The following is a 25639-nucleotide window of genomic DNA, read 5'->3' on the forward strand; positions in this document are numbered from 1 at the left end:
GTCATTCACGCATGGTGGACAAACCTAAAGTTGTTATGTTTCCGGGTGTACGCCCCAAGAACTTCGTCCAATCAGCCCTTCATAAAGGGCTCGAGCGTACAGGACTGCTTCGCTTAGCCGGAATGATTGCCTCACGCAAGTGGACCTTCGTGTTAATGGCCGTCGGCTTCCTGCTAGGCCGGGCTGTTATTCTGGAGTCGCTAACTCCCTTCGCTGTCGCTTACTTTACCGTTATTTATTTTCTGAGGCGGGATATGATTCTGCCAGTGGCAGTGTCCATTATCGCCGGCAGCTGGCTCGCTGTCGCACCGGAGCCGATGTGGATCGCGATGGAGGTCGTGGTCGTCTACCTTCTGATGCGGGGGCTCGAAGCTTACGAAAGGGCCGAGTTATCGTATGCGCCGCTGCTCGTCTTCCTCTCCACGATGCTGGTCAGGCTGTTCGACAATGTCATTGCGGACAAGCTGGGCTGGTATGAGCTGATGATGGTTGGCGTAGAAGCGTCGCTCGGATTCGTGCTTACGCTCGTCTTCGTTCAAGCGATTCCGGTGCTGACGTTAACGAAGAAGACGTCCGCGCTGAAGAATGAGGAGATTATTTGCCTCATGATTATGCTGGCCTCGATAATGACTGGTGCTGTTGGCTGGTTCGCTTATGGCCTTTCTATCGAGCATATCCTCTCACGCTACATGCTGCTGCTATTCGCGCTAGTCGGCGGAGCACCGCTTGGCGCATCGGTCGGCGTTGTGGCAGGGCTAATCTTGAGCCTTGCGGATACGAGTGCAATCGTACAGATGAGCTTGCTCGCTTTCGCCGGTCTGTTAGCGGGACTGCTGCGGGAAGGCGGCAAAGCTGCAGTAGCCTTCGGGATGCTGCTAGGCTCTTCGATTCTTGCGATCTATGTGGGCAATCAGACCGATGTGATGGCCTCGACGTGGGAGTCGGTCATTGCGGCAACGATGCTGATGCTGACACCGAAATCGATGATACGGCTTATCTCCAAATACGTGCCTGGCACACAGGAGCATGTGAAATCACAGCATGAATATGCAAGAAGGGTGCGGGATGTCACGGCACAGCGTGTCACGCAGTTCTCAGAGGTGTTCCGCCAGCTGTCCCGAAGCTTCGGGCAGTTCGGCACAGTCGCCGGCACCACCACAGATGAGAAAGAGAAGCAGGAGGAAGCGGTCAATCACTTCATGAACGTGGTTGCCGACCGCACCTGCGATTCTTGTCACCGGAGGGAGCTTTGCTGGGATGGTAAATTCTATGAGACGTACAAAATGATGACAGGCATGATGAGCGCCGTTCAGGAAGGACGCCGCACCACGCCGAAAGAAGTGCCTCGCGAATGGAGCACGCACTGTATTAAGACACCGCAGGTACTGAATGTCATGCAGCAGCAGTATGAGCTGTTCCAGCATGATCAGCATTGGAGGAAACAGCTGAACGAATCGCGGCAGCTCGTTGCCGATCAGCTCTTTGGCGTATCGCAAGTCATGGAGGACTTGGCCCGCGAGATCAAGCGGGAAGGGCAGCAGCTGCATATGCAGGAAGAACAAATCCGGGAGGCGCTCGAGGGGCTCGGTTTATCGATACAAGGCATTGAAATTATTAATTTGGAGGAGGGAAACGTCGAAATCGAAGTGTACCATACGTTCGGCCGGGGCTATGATGAATGCCGGAAAATCATAGCGCCGATGCTGACCGACATTCTCGGCGAACCGATCGCCGTTATGTCGGAGAAGTACCCGGAGAAGGGCGCAGCCACCGTCATCTTCGGTACGGCCAAAGCGTATGAGGTGGAGACTGGCGTCGCCGGTCTCGCCAAAGGCGGTGATTTGCTGTCGGGAGACAGCTTCAGCACCGTGGAGCTGGGCAATGGCAAGTTTGCTGTCGCGATCAGCGATGGAATGGGCAATGGCGAGCGGGCCAAGCAGGAGAGCAGCACCGCTCTGACCATCCTGCAGCAGCTGCTGCAGTCGGGTATGGATGAGAAGCTGGCGATCAAGTCGGTGAATTCCGTCCTGCTGCTTCGTTCATCTGACGAAATATTCGCGACAGTCGATGTAGCGCTCATCGACATGTACAGTGCGAAGACGACTTTTATGAAAATCGGGTCAACGCCGAGCTTTATCAAGCGCGGTAACGAAGTGATCCCGATCTCGGCCAACAATTTGCCGGTAGGTATCTTGCAGGACATTGACATAGACTTGATCCGCGTGCAATTGCATCCGGGGGATACGCTCATTATGATGACCGATGGCATCTATGACGCGCCGGGCCATGCGGTGAATAAGGAAATGTGGATGAAACGGGTGATCCAGGAGATCAGGTCCGATCAGCCGCAGGAAATTGCAGACGCGCTGCTGGATACCGTAGTGCGATACCACAAAGGCGACATTGTGGATGATATGACGGTTGTCGTTGCGAAGGTGGACAAGCATCAGCCCGAGTGGGCTACATTCCGCTGGCCAGGGAGACCTACGGTCGAGCGTCCAAGGACGGTGAGCTGATTGATGAATAGATATCATATTGGTAGCGTTGTAGTTGAAGCGGAAGCTGGTGCTCGAACGGGAACTGGAGCTGGATTTAGGGTTGGAGCTGTGGCCGGGGTTGCAGGTGGAGCCGTGATCGGTGACGGTGCAAACAAGTCAATTGCGAAAGGACGGAGCACAGCTAAACGTGCGCGTAGGGTAAATGCTCGGAAACGTGCAGAGAGGCTGGTGGCCCGCGAGCCGATGTCCCGCCGTAAGGCTCGCAAGCGAATAAGGCGCTCCCAGCAGTTTAAGCGAAGACCCTCCCTTGTGAATGACCAATAATAGATAGCATGTGATAGGCCTGCCCGGCGCGCGCGGCAGGCTTTTTTGCGTTTATTTCAGGGTTATCGCCTCTCAAAAATGGCAATGCTGATAGAGCTAGTACTAGCAGTAGATTCCAAGTTTTTGGAGGAATGACGATGAGACAAATTCTATTGATAACGGACGGCTGCTCCAACGTCGGAGTAAGTCCGGTCGTGGCCGCGGCGCAGGCGCATGCTGTCGGGATTACAGTTAACGTTGTCGGGGTAATTGATCATGGTGATCTTGGTGAGTTCGGCTCATCGGAGATCGAGGAGATTGCTCGTGCAGGCGGCGGTTTAAGCCGATTGTCGCATACGCGCCAATTGTCGCAAACCGTGCAGATGATGACGCGCAAGACAGTCGTGCAGACGATTCAGCATGCGGTTTCCAGAGAGCTGAAGCAGGTGCTCGGGCACTCGTCGATTGAGGAGCTGCCGCCGGAGAAGCGCGGCGAGGTGGTGCGCGTCATCGACGACTTAACCGAGACGAGCAAGCTGCGAGTGGCGCTGCTCATTGATGCGAGCGCCAGCATGAAGCCGAAGCTTGCAGCAGTCGAGGAAGCGATTCGCGACCTTGCGCTCAGTCTGCAATCGCGGCAGGGTAGCAGCGAGCTGGCTGTGTTCCATTTTCCAGGCTCGGCGTATGGCGAGGACTGTCAGATGGACCTCGATTGGACGGGCAATATTAGCGGTATCCACTCGATCTTCCCTCGGTTGCAGATGCGCGGAACGACGCCAACCGGTCCGGCGCTGCTGCATGTCATTGATTTTTACCAAAAAGCCGATTATGGTAATAGGAAGAATGATGGAACGGACGGGATGATGAGTGACTACGTCGTTTGAATGGAGCCTGCCTCGCGGTTCGATCATTAGCGGGAAGTGGAAGCAAGGCAGCTACCGCGTCGAAAGACCGCTTGGCGAAGGTGCCAATGGCAAAGTGTTCTTGGTGGAGCGCGCGAAGTATTACTATGCGCTGAAGCTCGGGTCTGACGCAGTCGACTTGCAGTCTGAGGTCAATGTGCTTCAGTCCATCTATAAACAGAAGCAGAAGCGAGGCGCTGGAGCGGGACAAGGCTTGTTCCTTGTCGATGTCGATGATTACCGCGCTGCAGACGGAAAGGAATATCCTTTCTATGTCATGCGTTATATTAAAGGGAAGACACTTTCGGACTACCTGCAGTCGCAGGGCAAGGAGTGGTTTCCCGTTGTGCTCTATAATCTGCTCGGCAAGCTGGCGGAGCTGCATGAAGCGGGCTGGTCGTTCGGCGACTTGAAGATCGAGAACATACTGGTCGCCGATTATGGCCGTCCGGAGCTTGTCGATTATGGCGGCGCGACGGCATTTGGCAAAGGAGTGCGGCAGTTTACGGAGATTTACGACCGTGGCTACTGGAATGCTGGATCGCGCATTTCTGATGCGCAATACGACCTATTCTCCTTCGCCGTCCTCTGTCTGCAGCTGCAGGAGGGGCGTCGCTTGGCGCAGCTGTCGTCCGGGCTGCTGCCGCAGACGCGGACGCCGGATGAGCTGGCGAAGCTCGCTGCGACGAGCAGTGCGCTGAAGCCGCTTAGCGGGTGGCTGCGCAAGGCGCTCTATGGCGAGTTCGCGAGCGCCCGCGAGGCAGCTGCCGCTTGGCAGCATTGGATGCATCGGTCTGGCGCGCCGTCCAAGGCGTCGACGCCTGCGCCGCGCTGGCTGAAGGGCTTGTTCGCTGTATCCGCCGCGGTGCTGGCGACGACGATTTATTTGCTGCTGCGAACAGGCTCATAAAGGGAGAGAAGAGAGAGGATGAGGTTAAGCGTGGACGATTGGCTGAGCAGTCTGCTAGCGTTAGCCCGGCAGGAGCAGCTGTGGCGACCAGGCGATACGGTCGTTGCCGCCGTATCCGGGGGACCGGATTCGATGGCGCTGCTCCATATGCTTTACCGGCTCGCAGAACAAGAGCGCCTCACCTTGGTGGCCGCGCATGTCGACCACGGCTTCCGTGGAGAGGAGTCGGCGCGGGAAGCCGAGTCCGTCCGCCAGTATGCGGCAACGCTTGGCATTGCTTGCGAGACGGTGCTGCTGGATTTGCCTGCTTATATAGAAGAAACACGAATGAACGCACAGGCGGCGGCGCGGGAGAAGCGCTATGCGTTCCTGCATCAAGTGGCCGCCGATTACGGGGCAGCGCGCATTGCGCTTGCCCATCACGCCGACGACCAGGCGGAGACGGTGCTCATGCGCATGCTGCGCGGAACGGGCCCTGGAGGCCTTGCCGGCATGGCAATGAAACGATCCGAAAAAAACGTGGAACTTATTCGCCCTCTTTTGCGTACATACAAGGCAGACATCCTGCGCTACTGTGAACAGTGGGCGGTGCCTTACAGCCACGATAGCAGCAACGGACAGAAGTACTATACTCGCAACGTCGTCCGTTTAGAGGTACTGCCGTATTTGGCGTCGTTTAACCCCCAGATCGCCCAGTCGCTCGTTCGGCTGTCGGAGCTTGCAGCGGCCGAGGATGATTGGCTGGAGCAAGAAACAAGGGCGGTATTTGAGCGCTATACGACGAAGCGGCGCGATGGATGCCAATTAAACCGCAAAGCGCTGCTTGGCTTGCATGTCGCTTTACAAAGGAGATTGATTAAACTAATATTGAGTTATATTGGCTTGGAAACGGAACCCACTTCATTCGAAAGCGTAGAGACGATCAGGCTTGCGGCCGCAGATGGCGCAGCATCGACGTGGAGCTTCGATGTTGGCAGCGGTGCAAAGTTTCTGCGTGAGTATGACAATCTCGTCTTTATCCGCCAAGATCAGTCAGGGATGACATCCCGGCCAGGCGGATACGCATATGTTGTCCCGGAAGGCACAGCCGTACTTCCTCTGCCTGAATCAGAGTACGAGCTTGCCCTTGAAGAGATGGCTGCATCAGAGGCTTCAATGCCAGGCAATCGGCTGGAAGCAGTATTCGATGCCGAGGCTCTTCAATACCCGCTCACGGTACGAAATCGCATCCCGGGTGACCGAATGCAAGTGCTTGGTTTAAATGGTACCAAAAAGGTACAAGATATGTTCGTTGATGAACGCATCGCTCCGTCACGACGTGACGTGCTGCCGCTCGTTGTCGACGCCAATGGCTTCGTGCTTTGGATACCGGGCATTCGAAGATCAAGACATGCGCAGGTGCAAGCTTCAACAAGCCGCGTCATTCGCATGACGCTGCGGACATTGTCGGCATTGCCGTAAGCGTATAGCGCCTTGAATAAGATGCTGCAATCCATTCATAGTATAGGCAAGATACATTTAGGAGGTCCCTTAGTTGCTGAACGACATTCAAGAAGTGCTTTACGACGCAAACCAAATTCAGCAGAAGGTTCAAGAGCTTGGCGAGACGCTCAGCCGTGAGTTTGAAGGTCGCAACCCGCTCGTAATCTGCGTGCTTAAAGGCGCATTTATTTTTATGGCTGATCTGGTCAAGACTATTACGATCCCGCTGGAAATGGACTTTATGGCGGTGTCGAGCTATGGCGCATCGACCAAAACAAGCGGTGTAGTGAAGATCATTAAGGACCTTGACACATCCGTGCAGGGCAGAGATGTGATCATTGTCGAAGACATTATCGACAGTGGACTTACACTCAGCTATCTCATTGATGTGCTGGAGCGCCGCAATTCCAAGTCCATTACGCTCGTGACGCTGTTTGATAAGCCGTCCGGCCGCAAAGTGGAATTGGAAGCGGACTATAAAGGGTTTGTACTGCCAGACGCATTCGTCGTCGGCTACGGGCTGGATTATGCGGAGAGATACCGCAACTTGCCGATTATCGGCATTCTGAAGCCCGAGGTTTACGAGAAGTAACGCAAGCAAGCAGGCTCGCCGTGTACGACGGGCTCCCGCTTAAAGTGGGGGGCCTCTCGTGCGGGGTCATCTTATTTTTTCGCGTCTTGAGAGGAGGTAGGGGATGAATCGGATCATCCGTAATACTGGCTTTTATTTAATTATTTTTTTGGTGACCGTCGGGATCTTCCAATTTATTAGCAGCCAAAATGACTCCACCACAGAAATCAGTTACGATCAATTTAGAAAAGAGCTGGCGAGTGACAACATCCAGCAGCTGGAGCTGCAATTTGATAATTACTCCTATCTAATTACCGGTGAATACAAGACCAAACCGGAAAAGGCGGATTCAGCCCAATTCTACACACATACGAGCGTTGAGGAATATGTCGTCAAGGAAATAACTGACGCACAGACGAAGAATGGCTTTAAGATGGAAGTTAAGCCGATGGAAGGCCAAAGCATCTGGCTGACCTTCTTGACATCCATTATCCCGTTTGTCATTATCTTCATTCTGTTCTTCTTCCTGATCAATCAGGCGCAGGGCGGCGGCGGCAAAGTGATGAACTTCGGCAAGAGCCGTGCCCGTCTCTATAATGAAGAGAAGAAACGCGTAACATTCGAGGATGTTGCGGGTGCAGACGAAGAGAAGCAAGAGCTCGTTGAGGTTGTTGAGTTCTTGAAGGATCCACGCAAATTCGCGGCTGTTGGCGCTCGTATTCCGAAAGGCGTACTGCTTAACGGACCTCCAGGTACCGGTAAAACCTTGCTTGCGCGTGCTGTTGCAGGCGAAGCAGGCGTTCCGTTCTTCAGCATTTCCGGTTCGGACTTCGTTGAGATGTTCGTCGGTGTCGGTGCTTCCCGTGTTCGTGACTTGTTCGAGAATGCGAAGAAGAACGCGCCTTGTATTATCTTTATCGATGAGATCGACGCAGTTGGTCGTCAGCGCGGCGCCGGTCTAGGCGGCGGGCACGATGAGCGGGAACAAACGCTCAACCAGCTCCTCGTTGAAATGGACGGCTTCGGCGCGAACGAAGGTATCATCATCGTTGCTGCTACGAACCGCCCTGATATTCTTGACCCTGCTTTGCTCCGTCCAGGCCGTTTCGACCGTCAAATTACGGTTGACCGTCCAGACGTGAGAGGCCGCGAAGCGGTACTGAAAGTACACTCACGCAACAAGCCGCTTGCCAAAGACGTTAAGCTTGATGTCATTGCGAAGCGTACGACAGGCTTCACAGGAGCGGATCTCGAGAACTTGCTGAACGAAGCAGCGCTTCTTGCCGCTCGTCGCAACAAGAAAGACATTGCGATGGTCGAGGTTGACGAAGCGATCGACCGCGTAATCGTTGGTACAGAGAAGCGCAGCCGCGTGATCAGCGACCGTGAGAAGCGTATCGTTGCTTACCACGAAGCAGGCCACACGATTGCGGGTTACTTCCTGGAGCACGCCGACCAAGTACACAAAGTAACGATTATCCCACGCGGACGCGCAGGCGGATACGTCATCATGCTTCCTAAGGATGGCGACCGTATGCTGACGACGAAGCAAGAGTTGCTCGATAAAGTAACGGGTCTCCTTGCTGGCCGTGTAGCCGAGGAAATTTTCATCGGCGAGATCGGTACGGGTGCATATAGCGACTTCAAACAAGCAACAAGCATCGTTCGTGCCATGATTATGGAATACGGTATGAGCGACAAGCTTGGACCGATGCAGTTCGGAAGCAGCTCGCAAGGTCAAGTGTTCCTCGGCCGCGATATCGGACATGAGCAGAATTATTCCGATTCGATCGCTTACGAGATTGATCAAGAGATGCAGAGCATTATCCAATCCTGCTATGCACGTGCGAAGCAGGTTCTGACGGAGAAGAGCAAAGAAATGCATCTTATTGCACAGACGCTTCTCACGGAAGAAACACTCGAGCTTGAGCAGATCAAACGCCTCATTGAGGGCGGTACTGCAGAAGGCGGCGAGGGTGAGAGCACTTCATCCGCTGTGATGGCAGAGCCGAAGGCTGAACCGATTATCGATACAATCGGCGGCGTGAAGGTACGCATCGGTTCGAAGGAAGCTGGCGAGATTACACCACCGCCGCTTGATTCGGATAACGGAAGCAATGACGATGATGGATCGGGAACAGGATCCGGAACGGGAACACCACCACAAGCTTAATAACGCCTTAAAGGCTGTCCGCTGCAGGTAAACTGCTGCGCGGGCAGCCTTTTTTATCGAAAACCGATGTTTGTGCGAAAATTCACGAAAAGGCAAGGTATCGTCAGCCTTGGCCTCCAATTCATTAAGAAACGGTGACTTTTGCAGCTAGAGACAGCCGAGAAGCCGTTTACAGTTGGTTGACAGCATACCATACCTTGTGTAAATTAAATGTTAATTACTAATAAAGTAAGCGCGAATCAAGCGGCAGAATGCATGGGTATGCTACAGAAGAACGCCATGCAAGGTTACTGTTATTCTCGATAAATAAGGTGAACGAACAACCAAGTTTGTGCATCTGTTCACAAAGTTAGTGAAAAGAGGGGAAATGAACCATGGAAGCATTGGCTCTCGAGCGGAAAGCGGAGCAAAACCGCGAACTGCGGGAACGTTTGATGCAACTGAAGAAAGAGCGTAACGCAATTATACTCGCGCATTATTATCAGCGGGATGAAATTCAAGAAGTGGCGGACTTCCGCGGAGACTCGTTCCTGCTTGCTCAGAAGGCAGCGGAGACGGACGCAGATGTCATCGTGTTCTGCGGCGTTCATTTTATGGGCGAGAGCGCGAAGATTCTGGCACCGAACAAGACGGTCATCATTCCGGATGAGCGTGCGGGCTGTCCGATGGCGGATATGGTCAATGTTGACGGCTTGCGTAAGCTCAAGGCGCAGCACCCGAACGCGAAGGTCGTTACGTATATCAACTCGTCGGCTGAGGTTAAAGCGGAGACGGATATTTGCTGTACGTCGGCGAACGCTGTTCGTGTCGTGAACTCGGTCGATTCCGATGAGATCATCTGGGTACCGGATAAGAACTTGGGTCATTATGTGCAACAGAAGACCGACAAGAAGATGATTCTCTGGGAAGGCTATTGCAACACGCATGACATGCTGACCGTCAAAGATGTTGAAGAAATGAAAGCGAAGCATCCGAACGCGCAGTTCGTCGTTCACCCGGAATGCCGTCCAGAAGTTGTGGCGCTCGGCGATTTCGTTGGCAGTACAACCGCTATTATCAAATATTGCAAAGAATCCGATTGTCAGGAATTCATTGTCGGTACGGAAGACGGAACCGGTTATCAGCTGCGTCTCGACAGCCCGAACAAGACCTTCCATTTTGCAACGAAATATTTGGTTTGCCCGAACATGAAAGTAAACAATTTGAAGAAGCTTGTTAAATGTCTGGAAACGATGCAACCGCAAATTTACGTTCCGGAAGAAGTCGCAAGCAAAGCCCGTTTATCCCTGGAGCGCATGTTACAAGTGAAGTAGCATGCGCTACTCTCTTTCCGCACAAACCGCAGAGAGGATAGCTGCCATTATGATTCCACGTTATTTAGTTGATACCGATTTGGAAGGGCTGCCAGTCATTCATAAAGACGTCATTGTGATCGGGGCCGGCATTGCCGGTCTTTTTACAGCGATCAAAGCAAGTGAAAACAATGATGTCCTTATGATTACGAAGAAGTCCCTCATGGACAGCAATACACGCTACGCGCAAGGCGGCATTGCCGCAGTGTTCTCCGAGGATGACTCGCCTGCCTATCACCGTCAAGATACGTTGATTGCCGGTGCGGGTCTTTGTTCGCATGAAGCGGTGGATGCGCTCGTGCACGAAGGACCGCAGGGTGTACAGGATCTCATTCGGATGGGCACGCAATTCGACCAAGAGAACGGCGAGTTCGCGCTGACGAAGGAAGGGGCGCATAGCCAGCGTCGTATCCTGCATGCCAACGGCGACGCGACGGGCTTCGAGATCGTCCGGGCACTATCAGAGAAGACGATCGCGAATCCGCGGATCACCGTGTGGGACGACCATTTTGTCATTGATTTGATTACGGATAACGGTGTTTGTTACGGTGCGCTTGTGCAGAAGCCAGATGGACAACGGTTGTTCGTGCGAGGCAAAGCGACGATTCTTTGCTCCGGTGGCGCTGGACAGTTGTACCGTTATACAACAAACCCGGAGATTGCTACCGCTGACGGCATTGCCATGGCATACCGAGCTGGTGCTTACATACAAGATGTTGAGTTTATTCAATTCCACCCGACCTCACTGTGCTATCCAGGCGCGCCGCGCTTCCTCATCTCGGAGGCGGTTCGCGGAGAAGGTGCAATACTGCGCAATATCAAGGGTGAGCGGTTCATGGAGAAGTACCATGAGCAGCTTGAGCTTGCACCGCGTGACGTGGTCGCGCGCGCGATACTGAGCGAGATCGAAGCGACGAAGTCGACCTTCGTCTATCTGGATGTCACGCATGAGCCGGCGGATATGGTGAGGCATCGCTTCCCGAATATATATGAGTTCTGCCTCAATTATGGGCTTGATCTGACAACGGATTGGATTCCGGTCGCGCCTGCGGCGCATTATATGATGGGTGGGGTGAAGACCGATCTGAACGGTGAGACGAATCTCGATCGTCTATTCGCGTGCGGCGAATGTTCATCCACAGGCGTACACGGTGCAAACCGACTCGCGAGCAACTCGCTATCGGAAGCCATTGTATTCGGCCGCCGCATCGTGGAGCGAATTAATACGCTCACACCGATGGAAGGCCATGAGCATGTGCGCTTGGAATCGCAGGGCAGGAGCGAGGCTCCGATCCAAGCGGTTGTAGAGAAGCGACTGAAGCTGCAGAAGCTTATGGTGCGCTATGTAGGGCTACGCCGCAATGCTACCGGGCTGAATAAAGGATTGGACGAGCTGAAGCGGCTTCGTTCGATCTTCAGCTCGGTCATTACGAAGCGTGAAGAATATGAATTTGCCAACTTGCTGACCTGTGCACTGCTGACGACGCAATCGGCGCTTTCTCGCGAAGAGAGCCGCGGTGCACACAGTCGAGAAGATTTTCCAGAGCGGGATGACCTGCATTGGCGCAAGCATACGGTACTCCACCGGGAGTATGGTTTAACAGAGGAGCGAATTGAATATGTATGAGGCTACACTTGCAGCAGTAGGCGGCGGAAGCGCGGATACGTTGCGGGCGCAAATTAAAGCGTGGCTCGCAGAGGATATCGGAACAGGCGACATTACAAGCTGGGCGACCATTCCAGCGGGCAGCCGCTCGAAGGCGGTTATTCATGTGAAAGAGGCGGGCGTGCTCGCGGGCATGCCGATTGCAGCCCTCGTGTTCGACGTCGTCGATCCATCGCTTACATTCCGCCCGCTTGCTGCTGACGGAGATGCCGTAGATAAAGGAACGGTGCTGGCTGAGGTTGAAGGCAGCACGCATAGCATATTGACGGGCGAGCGTCTTGCGCTCAACCTGCTGCAGCGTCTGTCTGGCATTGCCACGAAGACACGGGCTTTCGTGAGCGCGATTGAAGGGCAGCCTACGCGCCTTGTTGATACGCGCAAGACAACGCCCGGCCATCGGCTGCTGGAGAAGTACGCCGTTCGTGTGGGTGGCGGACATAACCATCGTTTCGGCTTGTATGACGCCGTTATGATTAAGGACAACCATATTAAAGGCTCAGGCGGCATTACCGGCGCCGTGCAGGCAGCGCGCCAAGTGATTCCGCACACGATGAAGATCGAGGTGGAGACGGAATCGCTGGAGCAAGTGGAAGAAGCGCTCGCATGCGGCAGCGACATCATTATGCTCGACAATATGCCGAATGACTTGATGCGCGAAGCAGTGAAGCGGATTAAAGCTCACTCGCCTCATGTCATTGTCGAAGCTTCCGGCGGCGTGAATTTGACGACTATCCGTTCCATTGCGGAGTGCGGCGTTGACGTAATCTCGGTAGGCGGCCTAACTTACTCGTTCCAGTCGCTGGACATTAGTCTGGACTTGAATGGCAAGAAAGGAGGCGCTTAAGCCATGATCGTTGTTGTCGACGTTGGAAACACGAACATTGTGCTTGGGATCTATGAGTCGAAGAAGCTGCTGTATCATTGGCGGCTGAGCACGAATCGTTCGGCTACCGTAGATGAATACGGCATTATGATTCATAACCTTTTCCAAATTGCAGGCGTGAGGCTGGATCAGATTGATGGTGTCATCATATCCTCCGTTGTACCGCCGCTGATGCGGACACTGGAGCAGCTATGCCAGAAATATATGCGCAAATCACCGCTTATCGTGGGACCTGGCATTAAGACAGGCCTTAACATTCGTTATGAGAATCCTCGCGAAGTAGGAGCGGACCGTATCGTCAACTCCATCGCGGGCATTGAGAAATATGGCGCGCCTCTTATTATCGTCGATTTCGGTACAGCGACGACATTCGATTATATCGATGTCAACGGAGATTACCTCGGCGGCGCGATTGTACCGGGTATCGGCATTTCCACCGAAGCGCTCTATCAGCGCGCGGCGAAGCTGCCACGAATTGAGCTTGTGAAGCCGAAGAGCGTCATCGGACGCAATCCGGTAACATCCATGCAGGCGGGCATTATTTTTGGCTATGCCGGTCAAGTAGATGGCATTGTTGGACGTATTCGCAAAGAGTTCAATGTTAAACCTCGCGTTATCGCAACAGGAGGCTTGGCAGACATGATTGCAGCCGAGTCGGAGACAATTGAGGAAGTTGATCCGCTATTGACGCTGGAAGGCCTACGTATCATTTACGAACGCAATCAAGAATAGCAATGGATAAGCTGGCCAATCAGTGGCCGGCTTTACGTTTTAGGAGGAACATTAGATGTCAGGAACACATGATTATTTAGTACGCGGCACTGCTTGGAATGGGCAGCTGCGTGTTTTTGCAGTAAGAACAACCGCGCTGGTTGAAGAATTGCGTGGGCGGCACAATACATTGCCGACGACGACAGCGGCACTTGGCCGTACAGCTACGGCTGGCGCTATGATGGGCGCAATGCTCAAAGGCAAGGAGAAGTTGACGATTCAAGTCAAAGGCGACGGGCCTGTTGGTTCAATCGTTGTGGATGCGAATGCCGAGGGCCATGTAAGAGGGTATGTCGATAATCCGCAGGTGCAGCTGCCGGCTAACGAGTTCGGCAAGCTTGATGTTGCAGGCGCGGTCGGCCGCGAAGGCTACATTCACATCATCAAGGACTTGGGTCTTAAAGAGCCGTACCGTGGCAGTATTCCGATTGTATCAGGCGAGCTGGCGGAAGATTTCACGTACTATTTTGCCAAATCAGAACAGACGCCTTCGGTTGTCGGCCTCAGCGTTCTCGTTGACGAGTATGGCACAGTCATTAGTGCTGGGGGTTTCATTGTACAAGTGCTGCCAGGCATTTCTGATGAGGATCTGTCGAAGCTGGAGCAGGCAATCTCCGCATTGCCGCCGATTTCGTCGCTTCTTAGCCAAGGCGAGACGCCGGAAGGCTTGCTTCGCAATGTCGTAGGCGATGATATGCAGCTGCTGGATGAGCTGAACATTGCTTTTGAATGCCTTTGCTCCCAGGAACGCGTGGAGCGGACGTTAATCAGCTTGGGTGAGCATGAAATTAAACGGCTGATCGAAGAGGATGGCCAAGCTGAAGTGGTATGCCATTTCTGCAATGAGACATATACGTTTGATCGTTCGCAGATGGAAATGCTGCTTGATCAGGCCAAGCCGAAACCGATTCAATAATTGAAAGGCGTTAAGCGAAAATGCTGAAGAAGGACCGGGTACTGAGGAGCATCGTGCTGCTTCAGGCTGTATGTATGATTATTATGGCGATTGTCGTCGTGTTCCGGGTATTGCTCCCTCCCAAGACAACACCGCAGACAGAGGTTGACGGCCTTCAGCAGCAAGGGAGCACGCCTTCTACGGCAGAAGAGCCGATTGCGGCGAAAGTCGGCAGCGAGCAGATTACGGTGAAGCAGCTCAATGAGCAGCTGCGTAAGCAGTATGGCGATCAGCTGCTGCGGACACTCATGGTTCGCGCGGCTACCAAGCTCGAAGCGAATGCCTATGGGCTGCAAGTGACAGATCAGGAAATCGACGATGAGCTTGCGGCAAGTATAGAAGGCTATGAGGATGAAGAGCATTATTACGATGCGATGAAGGAGCAGCTTGGTCTAACGCGGGAAGGCGTTCGGGAAGATACGATGTACCGGCTGCTGCTTGAGAAAGTGGCAGTCCGTTCGGTAGATGTTACCGAGGCGGAGATTGATGCTTACATAACGGATAATAAGGCTCAATTTGCTGCACGGACGCAATACCATTTGGCTTGGATCGTAGTCCCGGACACGAAGACGGCGAACGATATTTTGGACAAGCTTGCGGATGGCGAAGATTTTGCATTGATGGCAAGTACGTACTCGACAGATACGGATACGGCGGAGAGCGGCGGGGATCTTGGATTTATTGACGCGGATGATCCGTTCGCCGATCACGCGATAGTTGAAGCGGCTTCGCAGCTAGGTGTCGGTGAAGTGACCGGTCCAATTGCAGTCGAGAGTGGTCAAGCGATCATCCAGCTGCAGGAGAAGAAGACGGATGAGGAAATGAGCGCCAGTCGACAGCGGGAACAAGCGCGGAAGGACATTGCCTTGACGAAGCTGAATGGGCTTCTACCGTTCGAAGATCAACTTCTTCAGAAGTATGATGCTACCATCGTGCAGCCATAATCATTTCTTATTGATTCGATAAGGACTTTTGAATCAACCAGGCTATTGACAACCACTCTGTTTGATTGGTAAGATGTAGGTAATACCAACTGAATTAGTCGGAATAAGGAGGAGCACATTTCATGGCTAGAATTGTACAAAGCGTGACTGAGCTTATTGGGGATACACCGCTTGTTCGTTTGAACCGTTTGGTACCGGAGGACAGCGCAGAAATTTACGTGAAACTGGAGTATCAGAATCCAGGTGCAAGCGTTAAGGACCGTATCGCAATCAGCATGATTGAAGTTGCTGAACAAGAGGGTCTTCTGAAGCCAGGCGATACAATCGTTGAACCAACTAGCGGTAACACAGGTATCGGTCTTGCCATGGTTGCTGCTGCTAAAGGATATAAAGCGATTCTCGTCATGCCAGAAACAATGAGCGTTGAGCGTCGCAACCTGCTTCGTGCTTATGGCGCTGAGCTGGTGCTTACACCAGGAGCAGAAGGCATGAACGGTGCAGTTCGCCGTGCAGAAGAGTTGGCAGCTCAGAATCCAACTTACTTCATTCCGCAGCAATTCAAGAACCAAGCGAATGTGAAGATCCACCGCGAAACGACTGGCCCAGAAATCGTAGAAGCGATTAACTCGCTTGACGGCAAGCTGGATGCATTCGTAGCGGGTATCGGTACTGGCGGTACGATTTCCGGTGCAGGCGAAGTATTGAAGAATAACTTCCCAGGCATCAAGGTCGTAGCGGTTGAGCCAGCTGCTTCTCCGCTTCTCTCTGGCGGCAGCCCAGGTGGTCACAAGATCCAAGGTATCGGTGCGAACTTCATTCCGGACATTCTGAACCGTGAGATTTATGATCAAGTCATCACGATTGAGAACGAGGAAGCGTTCGAAACAGCTCGCCGTGCAGCGAAAGAAGAAGGTATCCTTTGCGGTATTTCTTCCGGCGCAGCCATCTTCGCAGCACTCAAAGTGGCGAAAGAACTTGGCAAAGGCAAGCGTGTCGTTGCTATCATTCCTTCGAATGGCGAACGTTACTTGTCCACGCCGCTGTTCAACTTCGAGAACTAATACTAAGGCTCTCAGCAGCCTGCTTATATGGAAGAAGGTCTCCTGGTCGGTCGCCGATTGGGAGACCTTCTTTATTGCTGTCGAACGAACGCACCACTTTCCTTTTTCGTGCAATTTCGGTATACTAGCTTCCAAACAAAGAGCAGATATTGCAGCAGGCGGAGTTTATCACGCGCCGATGCTGCGCTGGAGACTCTTAGGATCGGTTAGGAAGTGGAGGGGCTGCAATAGTGCAACGGACAGCCTTTAAGGATTGGTTAACTTGGCGGGAGCAGGGCTACACCTCGCTGCCGCTTATTGCGAAGCGACCGCTTGTCGAAGGCGAAAGCCGTCCGGCGTCATGGGAGCTTGCTTGGAAGTCGGCAGCAGGAGCAGGCTCGGATGCGCCATATGCTTTCGTGCTGGAGAGCGGCAAGGATGGACGGTATACGTACCTCGGTCTGACGCCGGCTTCGGTTATTCGCGGTAAGGATTTGTCAGCTGAAGCGGTCAATTTGGCTGACGGAGTGAAGACGGCATACAGCGCAAAGCCACTCGAAGCGGTGCGTAGCTGGATGGGCGGGCGCAAGGCACCGCGCGTGCCGGACGCGCCGAAGTGGACGGGCGGCTGCGTAGGCTTCTGGAGCTATGACGTTATCCGCTCGATTGAGCGTTTGCCGGAGCTGGCAGCCGACGATCTCGGATTGCCGGATTATCTGTTTATGCGAATGGACGAACTCTGGATCGTGGATCATCAGGAAGATCGGTTGTATCTTGCCGTTCATACCGCTATTGCAGGGGGTGAAACAGCAGCGCAGCTGCAGGCGCTCTACGATGCGGCTTGCGAGAGCGTGGAGCGGCTATCCGCTCATTGGTCGCGCTTCGCCAGTGGTGCCGAAGCTGCACAAGCCGATTCGCTTAAACGGTCGCGCGTCGACTTTATGGAGGATCAGACGCTGCAGATCGACGTTGAAGCGATTAGCGGCATCGAGTCTCCTTTTGCCAAGGAGGCGTACAAGGCGGCAGTCGAGCGGATTCGTAACTACATCGCAGCGGGCGATGTGTTCCAGGTGAACCTCTCGCAGCGCCAAAGCCGCAAAGTGAAGAATAGCCCCGAGGAACTCTATGAGTGGCTGCGGCTCTTCAATCCATCGCCGTATATGGGCTATCTGAGCTGTCCGGATTTTCAACTCGTATCAGCTTCGCCGGAGCTGCTCGTTGAGCTGCAGAACGGCAAGCTCGCGACGCGTCCCATTGCCGGAACGCGCAGACGCGGACGGACGGAGGAAGAAGATCTTCAGATGGCTGAAGAACTGCGCAGCAACGAGAAGGAGCGGGCGGAGCATATTATGCTCGTCGATCTGGAACGCAACGATCTTGGCCGAATCTCCAAGTTCGGTTCTGTTCACGTCGAAGAGCTGATGGTCATCGAATACTACAGCCACGTCATGCATCTGGTCTCCCAAGTGGAGGGCACGATTGCCGAAGGCAAAGATGCTTACGATGTCATTGGAGCGACGTTCCCAGGCGGCACCATCACAGGAGCGCCGAAGATCCGCACGATGGAGATCATTGAGGAGCTTGAGCCGACAAGACGCGGCCCATATACCGGATCGCTCGGATGGATTGACTACAATGGGGATATGGAATTTAATATTATTATTAGAACGATGCTGGTGATGGACGAAGTCGTGCATATTCAAGCCGGAGCGGGCATTGTCATCGATTCCGAGCCGGAGCGCGAGTACAGGGAATCGCTCAGTAAAGCGAAGGCACTGTGGAAAGCGATTCAGTATAGCGAGCAATGGGCGGAGCAGAGCCGCGTCTAAACGAACCGATGTATTTTCCATAAGGGGGAAACGCAAATGATATTGGTCATCGATAACTACGACTCATTCACGTACAACTTGGTGCAGTACCTAGGCGAGCTGGGAGAAGAGATTGTCGTCAAGCGTAACGATGAAATCAGCTTGGACGGAATTGCTGCGCTTGCCCCGGATCATATTCTGATCTCGCCGGGACCTTGCAGCCCGAACGAAGCGGGCATTAGCCTTGCTCTGATCGAGCGCTTCAAGGGCGTTATCCCGATCTTTGGCGTATGCCTTGGCCATCAAGCGATTGGACAAGCTTTCGGCGGCGACGTCGTGCGCGCGGAGAAGCTGATGCACGGCAAGACTTCGCAGATCATCCATGACGGTCGTACGATCTTTGAAGGCATCCCTTCACCGTATACGGCAACAAGATATCACTCGTTAATTGTGAAGAAAGAAACCCTTCCCGACTGCCTCGAAATTAGCGCAGAGACGGAAGAAGGCGAGATCATGGGCCTGCGTCACAAAGAGTACATGATCGAGGGCGTTCAATTCCACCCGGAATCGATCATCACAGAGAACGGACATAAGCTGCTTCGTAATTTCCTGAACATGCGGGCAGGCGCTGTGCGATGAACATCGGATGGAATGGCAGCATTATTCGTCAGGAGGAAGCCGTGATCTCGGTTTACGATCACGGTTTTTTGTATGGAATGGGATTGTTCGAGACGTTCCGCACCTATGGGGGTAAGCCTTACCTGCTGCAGCGGCATCTGGATCGATTAGCAAAAGGCTGTGCATCACTAGGCATCCGCAGTGAGATCAATTCCGACCAACTGACGTTATGGCTTCGTCAGCTAATGGAGTCGAACGGCCTAACAGATGCTTATGTTCGTCTCACGGTTACGGCTGGCGAGGATATTCTCGGCCTTCCAACGGGCGACTACGAGAAGCCGAATACGCTGCTCATGGTCAAATCGCTCCCTGCGCCGAACCCATCCCTTTACCAAAATGGTCGCGAGCTGACGCTGCTCAGCACAGTGAGGAACACGCCTGAAGGTGAAATACGACTGAAATCGCTGCATTATATGAATAATATTATTGCAAAGCGAGAATTGGCTGCTAGTGGAGCAACTGCAGGCGCAGAAGGATTTATGCTGACGAAGGAAGGACATTTGGCTGAAGGCATTGTCAGCAATTTGTTCTTTGTTCGCGGTGACCGGCTTTATACCCCTTCAATTGATACGGGCATCCTGCCTGGCGTGACGCGTGGACGTGTGCTGGAGCTGGCACGGAGTCGAAGCGCCGGCATCGCGGCTAAATTGGAGGTGGAAGAAGGCTTCTACACGTGGGCGGAGCTGATAGAAGCGGATGAAGTATTCATCACGAACTCTATACAGGAGCTCGTTCCGGTCACCGGCTTACGAGATCAAGCAGGCGAGTGCAAAGCGATAGGCAATGGACAAGCAGGGCCGCTCACGACTGAGCTGCTGGCTGCTTACCGGGAGGATACACGGCGATGATCAACTCATTACACGATGTACATACGAATACGAAGAGCCAGTGGCCTTTCCAGAGGTCCTACACATTCCCGAATGGCGTGAAGCTCGAGCTAGGCTCGCGTACGCTCATCATGGGGATTCTTAATACAACGCCTGATTCTTTCTCCGACGGCGGCCGTTACAATGAAGTGGAAGCGGCGGTCCGCCATGCGCGCGAGATGGCTGCGGAGGGCGTCGATATTATTGATATTGGCGGGGAGTCGACACGGCCTGGCTTTGCGCCTGTTCCGCTCGAAGAAGAGCTGAAACGGGTCGTTCCGGTCATTCGGGCCATTCGCGAGGCGCTGCCGGAGATGACGATCTCGATCGATACATACAAGGCAGAGACTGCGCGCCAAGCACTCGAAGCGGGAGCCCATATTATTAACGATATTTGGGGACTCAAGGGAGATCCGAAGATGGCAGAGGTTGCAGCAACATTCAAGTGTCCTGTCATCATTAGTCATAATCGGCATGAGCGCAATTATAAGGATCTCGTCACCGACGTTATCGGCGATCTTCGTGAAAGTATTGCTATCGCGAAGCAAGCCGGCGTGGCGGATGAAGCGATCTGGCTTGATCCTGGCATCGGCTTTGCCAAAACATATGACGATAACATCGCGCTCATGGGGCAGCTCGACCGTCTCGTTGAGGAAGGCTATCCGGTGCTGCTGGGCACCTCGCGCAAGAAGTTCATTCGCGAGACGCTGCAGCTGGAAACCGCTGAGCTCGGTTACGGGACTGCCGCTACAACGGCGCTTGGCATCGCGCAAGGTTGCCAGATTGTTCGCGTTCACGATGTGCGTGACAATAAGCGAACAGCATTGATGAGCGACGCGATTGTGTATCGCACTCGCATCTAAGCGATGCTTACCGGAGATAAGGAGGAATTCACGAAGATGGATAAAATGACGCTCAAAGGCATGCGTTTTTTCGGCTACCATGGCGTATTTCCAGAGGAGAACCGCCTTGGACAGCAGTTTTATGTCGACTTGTCACTGCAGATGGACTTGTCCAAGGCAGCGGAGACAGATGAGCTTGACTCTACCATTAACTACGCCGACATTCACGCGCTGGTGAAGACAATTGTCGAAGGTCCGCCATTTAAATTAATTGAGGCGTTGGCTGGCAAGATTGCATCAGGTGTGCTAGACGCTTATACTAGTGTAAATGAAGTGACGGTGTCCGTGACGAAGCCGCATCCGCCGTTCGAAATTCATTTTGACGGGGTAACGGTGGAACTTTGCAGAAAGCGGGATGAACATGGAGAGACGCGGCCCGCAAGGCTCTAACGACCAGCTTCGCCCGGAATGGGCAGAAGCTTATATTGCACTCGGCTCTAATGTAGGGGACCGCGAGAAGCAGCTGCAGGATGCGCTGCAGCTGCTTGATCAGCATCCGGCTATTGAAGTAGCGCGAGTATCCGCTATTTATGAAACAGATCCTGTCGGCTATACAGACCAGCCGGCTTTTCTCAATATGGCGGCCGCTCTGCGCACGTCGCTTGAACCGCTTCAGCTGCTGCATGTCATGCTGGAGATGGAGAAAGTACTTGGACGGACACGGGATATCCGCTGGGGCCCGCGAACGATTGACCTCGATATGCTGCTGTACGAAGGCGTTTCGCTCGAGGATGAAGAATTGACGCTACCGCATCCACGGATGATGGAGCGTTCATTCGTGCTTGTTCCCTTGCATGATGTCATGCTGGAAGGGCATGTTTTGCAAGAAGAAGTACGTGCTATCGCACAACAAGCGTTATTGGACAGAGGGGAAGGGATTGCGCTATGGAATACGACCAACTGGCAGGGCGCGTCCGCGCATTCCGGAAGCTGAAAGGCTATACCCAGCAGGAGCTGGCTGCGAAGCTGAACGTATCGGTAGCGGTGCTTGGCTCGCTAGAGCGGGGAACCCGCAAGCCTGATCCGAGGCTGCTCGAGCGGATTTCTGAAACACTAGGGATCAGCTATAGTGAATTGACCGCTGATTATAATAATCAGAACTAAGTTATTTTTTCAATCAGAAGGGAGTCTGGACGTCCATGCTCAAAATCGGAAACATCGAGATGAAGAATAAAGTCGTGCTGGCGCCGATGGCAGGTGTGTGCAACCCAGCTTTCCGACTGATCGCCAAAGAGTTCGGCACAGGCCTTGTTTGCGCGGAGATGGTGAGTGACAAAGCTATTCTGCACGGCAACAAACGTACGCTGGAGATGCTCTATGTCGATGATCGGGAGAAGCCGCTGAGCTTGCAAATCTTCGGTGGTGACCGCGAATCGCTTGTGGAGGCTGCGAAGATTGTCGATAAACAAACGAATGCCGACATTATCGACATCAATATGGGTTGCCCTGTGCCGAAAGTTACAAAATGCGATGCAGGCGCGCGCTGGCTGCTTGACCCGAACAAAATCTATGAGATGGTGTCTGCTGTCGTGGACAACGTTGATAAGCCGGTAACGGTAAAGATGCGCATTGGCTGGGACAGCGATCATATTTATGCAATCGAGAATGCCCAAGCTGTTGAGCGTGCGGGAGGCAAAGCGGTCAGTGTTCACGGACGCACGAGAGAGCAATTGTATACAGGAGTAGCCAATTGGGACATTATAAGGGATGTTAAGCAATCGGTATCCATTCCTGTCATCGGCAACGGTGATGTGTTCTCGCCGGAAGATGCGCGCAGAATGCTCGATCATACCGGTGTCGACGGTGTTATGATTGGCCGCGGCGCACTAGGCAACCCGTGGATGCTATATCGTACCATTCACTATTTGACGACTGGGGAATTGCTGCTTGATCCGACGCCGAGCGAGAAGATGGACGTTGCGATTCTGCACATGGACCGTCTCGTGAAGCTGAAGGGCGAAGGCACGGCTGTTCGCGAGATGCGCAAGCATCTGGCTTGGTACCTGAAGGGGCTTCCTGGAGCCACGCGCGTGAAGGACGTCATTATGGAAGAAACGACACGCGACAAAGTAGTGCAGATTTTAGGACAATATGTCGAATCGCTTGGAGAGCTTGGCGCAGTGCCTGCCACAGCCGACGCCTCTGCATCCACGGATGAAGTTGTTTATCACTGATCCCATCGCACGGTGGAGCCCGGATAACGGGCACCTCCCGGGTTTCCTGAGGGAAAGCGATTACATTAGCTGTTTTCCTTTCGTTGACATATAGGTTAAGTTGCAATATAATCTTCCAATAACAAACCGACCGCCTGGCGCAATGACTGATCAATCAGATTCCTGTGCGGTGTCATCAAGGGCCTGCAGCATAATATATTAAATATCAGTGAATTCATACGCGGTATGAAAAAATGGCACACGACAGGAGAAATGGTAACATGAGCGATAAAGAAATTATTCTTACGCAAGATGGGCTGAAGAAGCTGGAGGATGAACTCGAGAACTTGAAGTCCGTCAAACGTCGTGAAGTTGCTGAGCGGATCAAAGTGGCCATCGGTTATGGCGATATTAGTGAAAACTCCGAATACGAAGATGCGAAGAATGAACAAGCTTTTATCGAAGGACGTATTATTACTCTGGAGAAGATGCTTCGCAACGCGCGTATCATCAATAACGATGAGATCAATATCGAAACGGTGAGCATTGGCTCGATCGTAACGGTTGAAGATTTGGAATTCGGCGATACGATGGAGTATGCAATCGTAGGTACAGCTGAATCTGATCCAATGAATAACAAAATTTCAAACGAAAGCCCGGTTGGCAAAGCTATTCTCGGCAAGAACAAAGGAACAATCGTAGAAGTGAGCGTACCAGCCGGCATTATTCAATATAAAATCGTTGATATTAAAAAATAACCAGGCGCCTCAAGCGAGAACGGCCAACGCCGTCCCAAACGGCAAGTGCGGACGTTTCGCGGAGAAATATAAGCCAATAGTATAAAGATAAACTTATACTTTCTTATATTTTGAGAAAGCTTCCTTCGGAAGCTTTTTTCCTCATTGAGGGGCTTCCAGGGATACAAGGAGATGACTAGCAGTGGAGCAAGGTACACAAGATCAAGAACTTAGCGAGTTGCTGCAAATTCGCAGAGACAAGCTAGACGAATTACGCGGACTCGGCATTGATCCGTTCGGCGGCAAATTCGAGAGGACTCATCATGCCAAAGCTATAGTTGACGCTTATGAGAATGTGAGCAAGGAAGAGCTAGAAGAGCAAGCGATTGAAGTAACAGTTGCTGGTCGTATTATGCAGAAGCGGGGCATGGGTAAAGCGGGCTTTGCGCATATCCAGGATCTCAGCGGCAAAATCCAAGTGTACGCGCGGAAAGACACCGTTGAAGAAGCACAGTATCTAGCGTTTGAGCTGCTTGATTTGGGCGATATCATTGGTGTTCGCGGTACAGTGTTCAAGACGAACACGGGCGAGACGTCGATTAAAGCGAAGGAAATCGTCGTTCTATCGAAATCCCTTCTTCCGTTGCCTGAGAAGTATCACGGCCTGAAGGATGTAGAATTGCGTTACCGCCAGCGGTATGTAGATTTAATTGTAAATCCGGAAGTGCAGCAAACGTTTATTTCACGTTCACGCATTATCCAGTCGATGCGTCGTTACCTCGACGCGCGCGACTACTTGGAAGTTGAAACGCCAACTTTGCATGCTATTGCAGGCGGCGCGGCAGCTCGTCCATTTATTACGCATCATAATGCGCTTGATATGCAGCTGTATATGCGTATTGCAATTGAGCTTCACTTGAAGCGTCTCATTGTCGGCGGTATGGAGAAAGTGTATGAGATCGGCCGCGTTTATCGTAACGAGGGCATTTCGACACGCCATAACCCTGAGTTCACAATGATTGAATTGTACGAAGCATATGCGGACTATAAAGATATTATGGCTCTAACCGAGTCGCTTATTGCACATATCGCGCAAGAAGTGCTTGGTACAACGAAGATCAACTATCAAGGCCAAGAGGTGGATCTGACTGTAGGATGGCGCCGTGTGTCTATGGTCGATCTTGTTAAAGAAGCAACTGGTGTAGACTTCAGCCAGCAAATGACGGATGAGGAAGCGCATGCGCATGCCAAAGCACATAATGTGAAGGTTGAACCGCACATGACGTTTGGTCACATCCTTAATGCCTTCTTCGAAGAGTTCTGCGAGCACACGCTCATTCAGCCTACTTTCGTAACAGGTCACCCGGTTGCGATTTCTCCGCTGGCAAAGAAGAGCGATGTGGATCCACGGTTCACAGATCGTTTCGAGCTGTTTATCGTTTCTCGAGAGCACGCGAACGCGTTCACGGAGCTTAACGATCCGATTGATCAGCGCCAACGTTTCGAAGCGCAGCTGCTTGAGAAAGAGCAAGGCAATGACGAAGCGCACGATATGGATGAAGACTTCATCCGTGCGCTAGAGTACGGCATGCCGCCTACTGGCGGTCTCGGCATCGGCATCGACCGCCTGGTTATGCTGCTGACTGATGCGCCATCCATTCGCGATGTACTGTTGTTCCCGCTTATGCGGGAACGTGCAGGCGAATAATACTTCAATATAGGGACCGCCGGAAAAGCTAATTTCCGGCGGTTTTTGCATGTTTTACGAAGAGAAGAAAAAAAGTTTAAAATAGGGGTTGCAAACCTTTAGGCGGGTATGATATATTATTCAAGTCGCCACTGAGACACACGGCAGACAAGAGAAAAACGAAACATTTTGTTCCTTGAAAACTGAACAATGAGCGACCTGTCAAAAGGTCTTAAAACAAGCTAGTTTTTTGAATGAGCTAACAAGCGAATTCATAAATGATCTTCGGATCACTTTTATGGAGAGTTTGATCCTGGCTCAGGACGAACGCTGGCGGCGTGCCTAATACATGCAAGTC

Annotated in this window: 23 protein-coding genes and 1 rRNA gene; all 24 read left to right on the forward strand. The window is 52.8% G+C overall.

The window, feature by feature from the left end; all coding sequences use genetic code 11:
• Positions 1-11: 11 nt before the first annotated feature.
• On the forward strand, positions 12-2516 hold the full coding sequence (gene spoIIE, locus AC0YNX_RS30210; RefSeq protein ID WP_475819385.1) for a stage II sporulation protein E: 2505 nt from the start codon (positions 12-14) through the stop codon (positions 2514-2516).
• Positions 2517-2959: 443 nt separating this feature from the next.
• Entirely contained in the window at positions 2960-3685 is a 726-nt protein-coding gene (locus AC0YNX_RS30215; RefSeq protein ID WP_475819386.1) for a vWA domain-containing protein, read from the forward strand.
• Complete coding sequence (locus AC0YNX_RS30220) at positions 3669-4613, forward strand: protein kinase domain-containing protein (protein ID WP_475819387.1); 945 nt, start codon at positions 3669-3671, stop codon at positions 4611-4613. Before AC0YNX_RS30215 ends, AC0YNX_RS30220 begins: the two co-directional genes overlap by 17 nt.
• A gap of 18 nt (positions 4614-4631) precedes the next feature.
• A complete protein-coding gene (gene tilS / locus AC0YNX_RS30225; protein WP_475819388.1) occupies positions 4632-6074 on the forward strand; it encodes a tRNA lysidine(34) synthetase TilS in 1443 nt (480 codons plus the stop codon).
• A 73-nt stretch (positions 6075-6147) separates the two neighbouring features.
• Complete coding sequence (gene hpt, locus AC0YNX_RS30230; protein WP_475819389.1) at positions 6148-6687, forward strand: hypoxanthine phosphoribosyltransferase; 540 nt, start codon at positions 6148-6150, stop codon at positions 6685-6687.
• A gap of 103 nt (positions 6688-6790) precedes the next feature.
• The gene (gene ftsH, locus AC0YNX_RS30235) at positions 6791-8839 is read left to right on the forward strand and encodes an ATP-dependent zinc metalloprotease FtsH (RefSeq protein WP_475819390.1); all 2049 of its coding nucleotides are present in this window, start codon (positions 6791-6793) and stop codon (positions 8837-8839) included.
• 374 nt (positions 8840-9213) lie between these two features.
• On the forward strand, positions 9214-10152 hold the full coding sequence (nadA, locus tag AC0YNX_RS30240; protein WP_475819391.1) for a quinolinate synthase NadA: 939 nt from the start codon (positions 9214-9216) through the stop codon (positions 10150-10152).
• Positions 10153-10201: 49 nt separating this feature from the next.
• Positions 10202-11818, forward strand: coding sequence for an L-aspartate oxidase (gene nadB / locus AC0YNX_RS30245; protein ID WP_475819392.1), 1617 nt, complete (start codon positions 10202-10204; stop codon positions 11816-11818).
• Positions 11811-12701 carry a carboxylating nicotinate-nucleotide diphosphorylase gene (gene nadC, locus AC0YNX_RS30250; RefSeq protein ID WP_475819393.1) on the forward strand — a complete coding sequence of 297 codons (891 nt, stop codon included), beginning with the start codon at positions 11811-11813 and terminating at the stop codon, positions 12699-12701. Before nadB ends, nadC begins: the two co-directional genes overlap by 8 nt.
• Positions 12702-12704: 3 nt before the next feature.
• A complete protein-coding gene (locus tag AC0YNX_RS30255; RefSeq protein WP_475819394.1) occupies positions 12705-13472 on the forward strand; it encodes a type III pantothenate kinase in 768 nt (255 codons plus the stop codon).
• A 55-nt stretch (positions 13473-13527) separates the two neighbouring features.
• On the forward strand, positions 13528-14427 hold the full coding sequence (hslO, locus tag AC0YNX_RS30260) for an Hsp33 family molecular chaperone HslO (protein ID WP_475819395.1): 900 nt from the start codon (positions 13528-13530) through the stop codon (positions 14425-14427).
• Positions 14428-14447: 20 nt separating this feature from the next.
• Positions 14448-15410, forward strand: a complete 963-nt coding sequence (locus tag AC0YNX_RS30265; RefSeq protein WP_475819396.1) for a peptidylprolyl isomerase — start codon at positions 14448-14450, stop codon at positions 15408-15410.
• A gap of 122 nt (positions 15411-15532) precedes the next feature.
• Positions 15533-16471 carry a cysteine synthase A gene (cysK, locus tag AC0YNX_RS30270; protein ID WP_475819397.1) on the forward strand — a complete coding sequence of 313 codons (939 nt, stop codon included), beginning with the start codon at positions 15533-15535 and terminating at the stop codon, positions 16469-16471.
• A 230-nt stretch (positions 16472-16701) separates the two neighbouring features.
• Positions 16702-18279, forward strand: a complete 1578-nt coding sequence (locus AC0YNX_RS30275) for an anthranilate synthase component I family protein (RefSeq protein ID WP_475819398.1) — start codon at positions 16702-16704, stop codon at positions 18277-18279.
• A gap of 36 nt (positions 18280-18315) precedes the next feature.
• Positions 18316-18897 carry an aminodeoxychorismate/anthranilate synthase component II gene (gene pabA / locus AC0YNX_RS30280; protein WP_475819399.1) on the forward strand — a complete coding sequence of 194 codons (582 nt, stop codon included), beginning with the start codon at positions 18316-18318 and terminating at the stop codon, positions 18895-18897.
• A complete protein-coding gene (gene pabC / locus AC0YNX_RS30285) occupies positions 18894-19784 on the forward strand; it encodes an aminodeoxychorismate lyase (RefSeq protein WP_475819400.1) in 891 nt (296 codons plus the stop codon). The genes pabA and pabC overlap by 4 nt, the downstream gene beginning before the upstream one ends.
• Positions 19781-20665 (forward strand): dihydropteroate synthase, encoded by an 885-nt coding sequence (gene folP / locus AC0YNX_RS30290; RefSeq protein WP_475819401.1) that lies wholly within the window; start codon positions 19781-19783, stop codon positions 20663-20665. Before pabC ends, folP begins: the two co-directional genes overlap by 4 nt.
• 36 nt (positions 20666-20701) lie before the next feature.
• On the forward strand, positions 20702-21094 hold the full coding sequence (folB, locus tag AC0YNX_RS30295; RefSeq protein ID WP_475819402.1) for a dihydroneopterin aldolase: 393 nt from the start codon (positions 20702-20704) through the stop codon (positions 21092-21094).
• Positions 21066-21638 carry a 2-amino-4-hydroxy-6-hydroxymethyldihydropteridine diphosphokinase gene (gene folK / locus AC0YNX_RS30300; protein ID WP_475819403.1) on the forward strand — a complete coding sequence of 191 codons (573 nt, stop codon included), beginning with the start codon at positions 21066-21068 and terminating at the stop codon, positions 21636-21638. Before folB ends, folK begins: the two co-directional genes overlap by 29 nt.
• Positions 21590-21808, forward strand: a complete 219-nt coding sequence (locus tag AC0YNX_RS30305) for a helix-turn-helix domain-containing protein (protein ID WP_475819404.1) — start codon at positions 21590-21592, stop codon at positions 21806-21808. Before folK ends, AC0YNX_RS30305 begins: the two co-directional genes overlap by 49 nt.
• A gap of 35 nt (positions 21809-21843) precedes the next feature.
• On the forward strand, positions 21844-22878 hold the full coding sequence (dusB, locus tag AC0YNX_RS30310) for a tRNA dihydrouridine synthase DusB (RefSeq protein WP_475819405.1): 1035 nt from the start codon (positions 21844-21846) through the stop codon (positions 22876-22878).
• A gap of 260 nt (positions 22879-23138) precedes the next feature.
• Positions 23139-23615 (forward strand): transcription elongation factor GreA, encoded by a 477-nt coding sequence (greA, locus tag AC0YNX_RS30315; protein WP_475819406.1) that lies wholly within the window; start codon positions 23139-23141, stop codon positions 23613-23615.
• Between the two features lie 181 nt (positions 23616-23796).
• On the forward strand, positions 23797-25302 hold the full coding sequence (lysS, locus tag AC0YNX_RS30320; RefSeq protein ID WP_475819407.1) for a lysine--tRNA ligase: 1506 nt from the start codon (positions 23797-23799) through the stop codon (positions 25300-25302).
• A 274-nt stretch (positions 25303-25576) separates the two neighbouring features.
• Positions 25577-25639: ribosomal RNA gene (locus AC0YNX_RS30325) — 16S ribosomal RNA — on the forward strand; the annotation flags it as partial.

It is taken from the genome of Paenibacillus sp. J31R98, assembly GCF_056269245.1.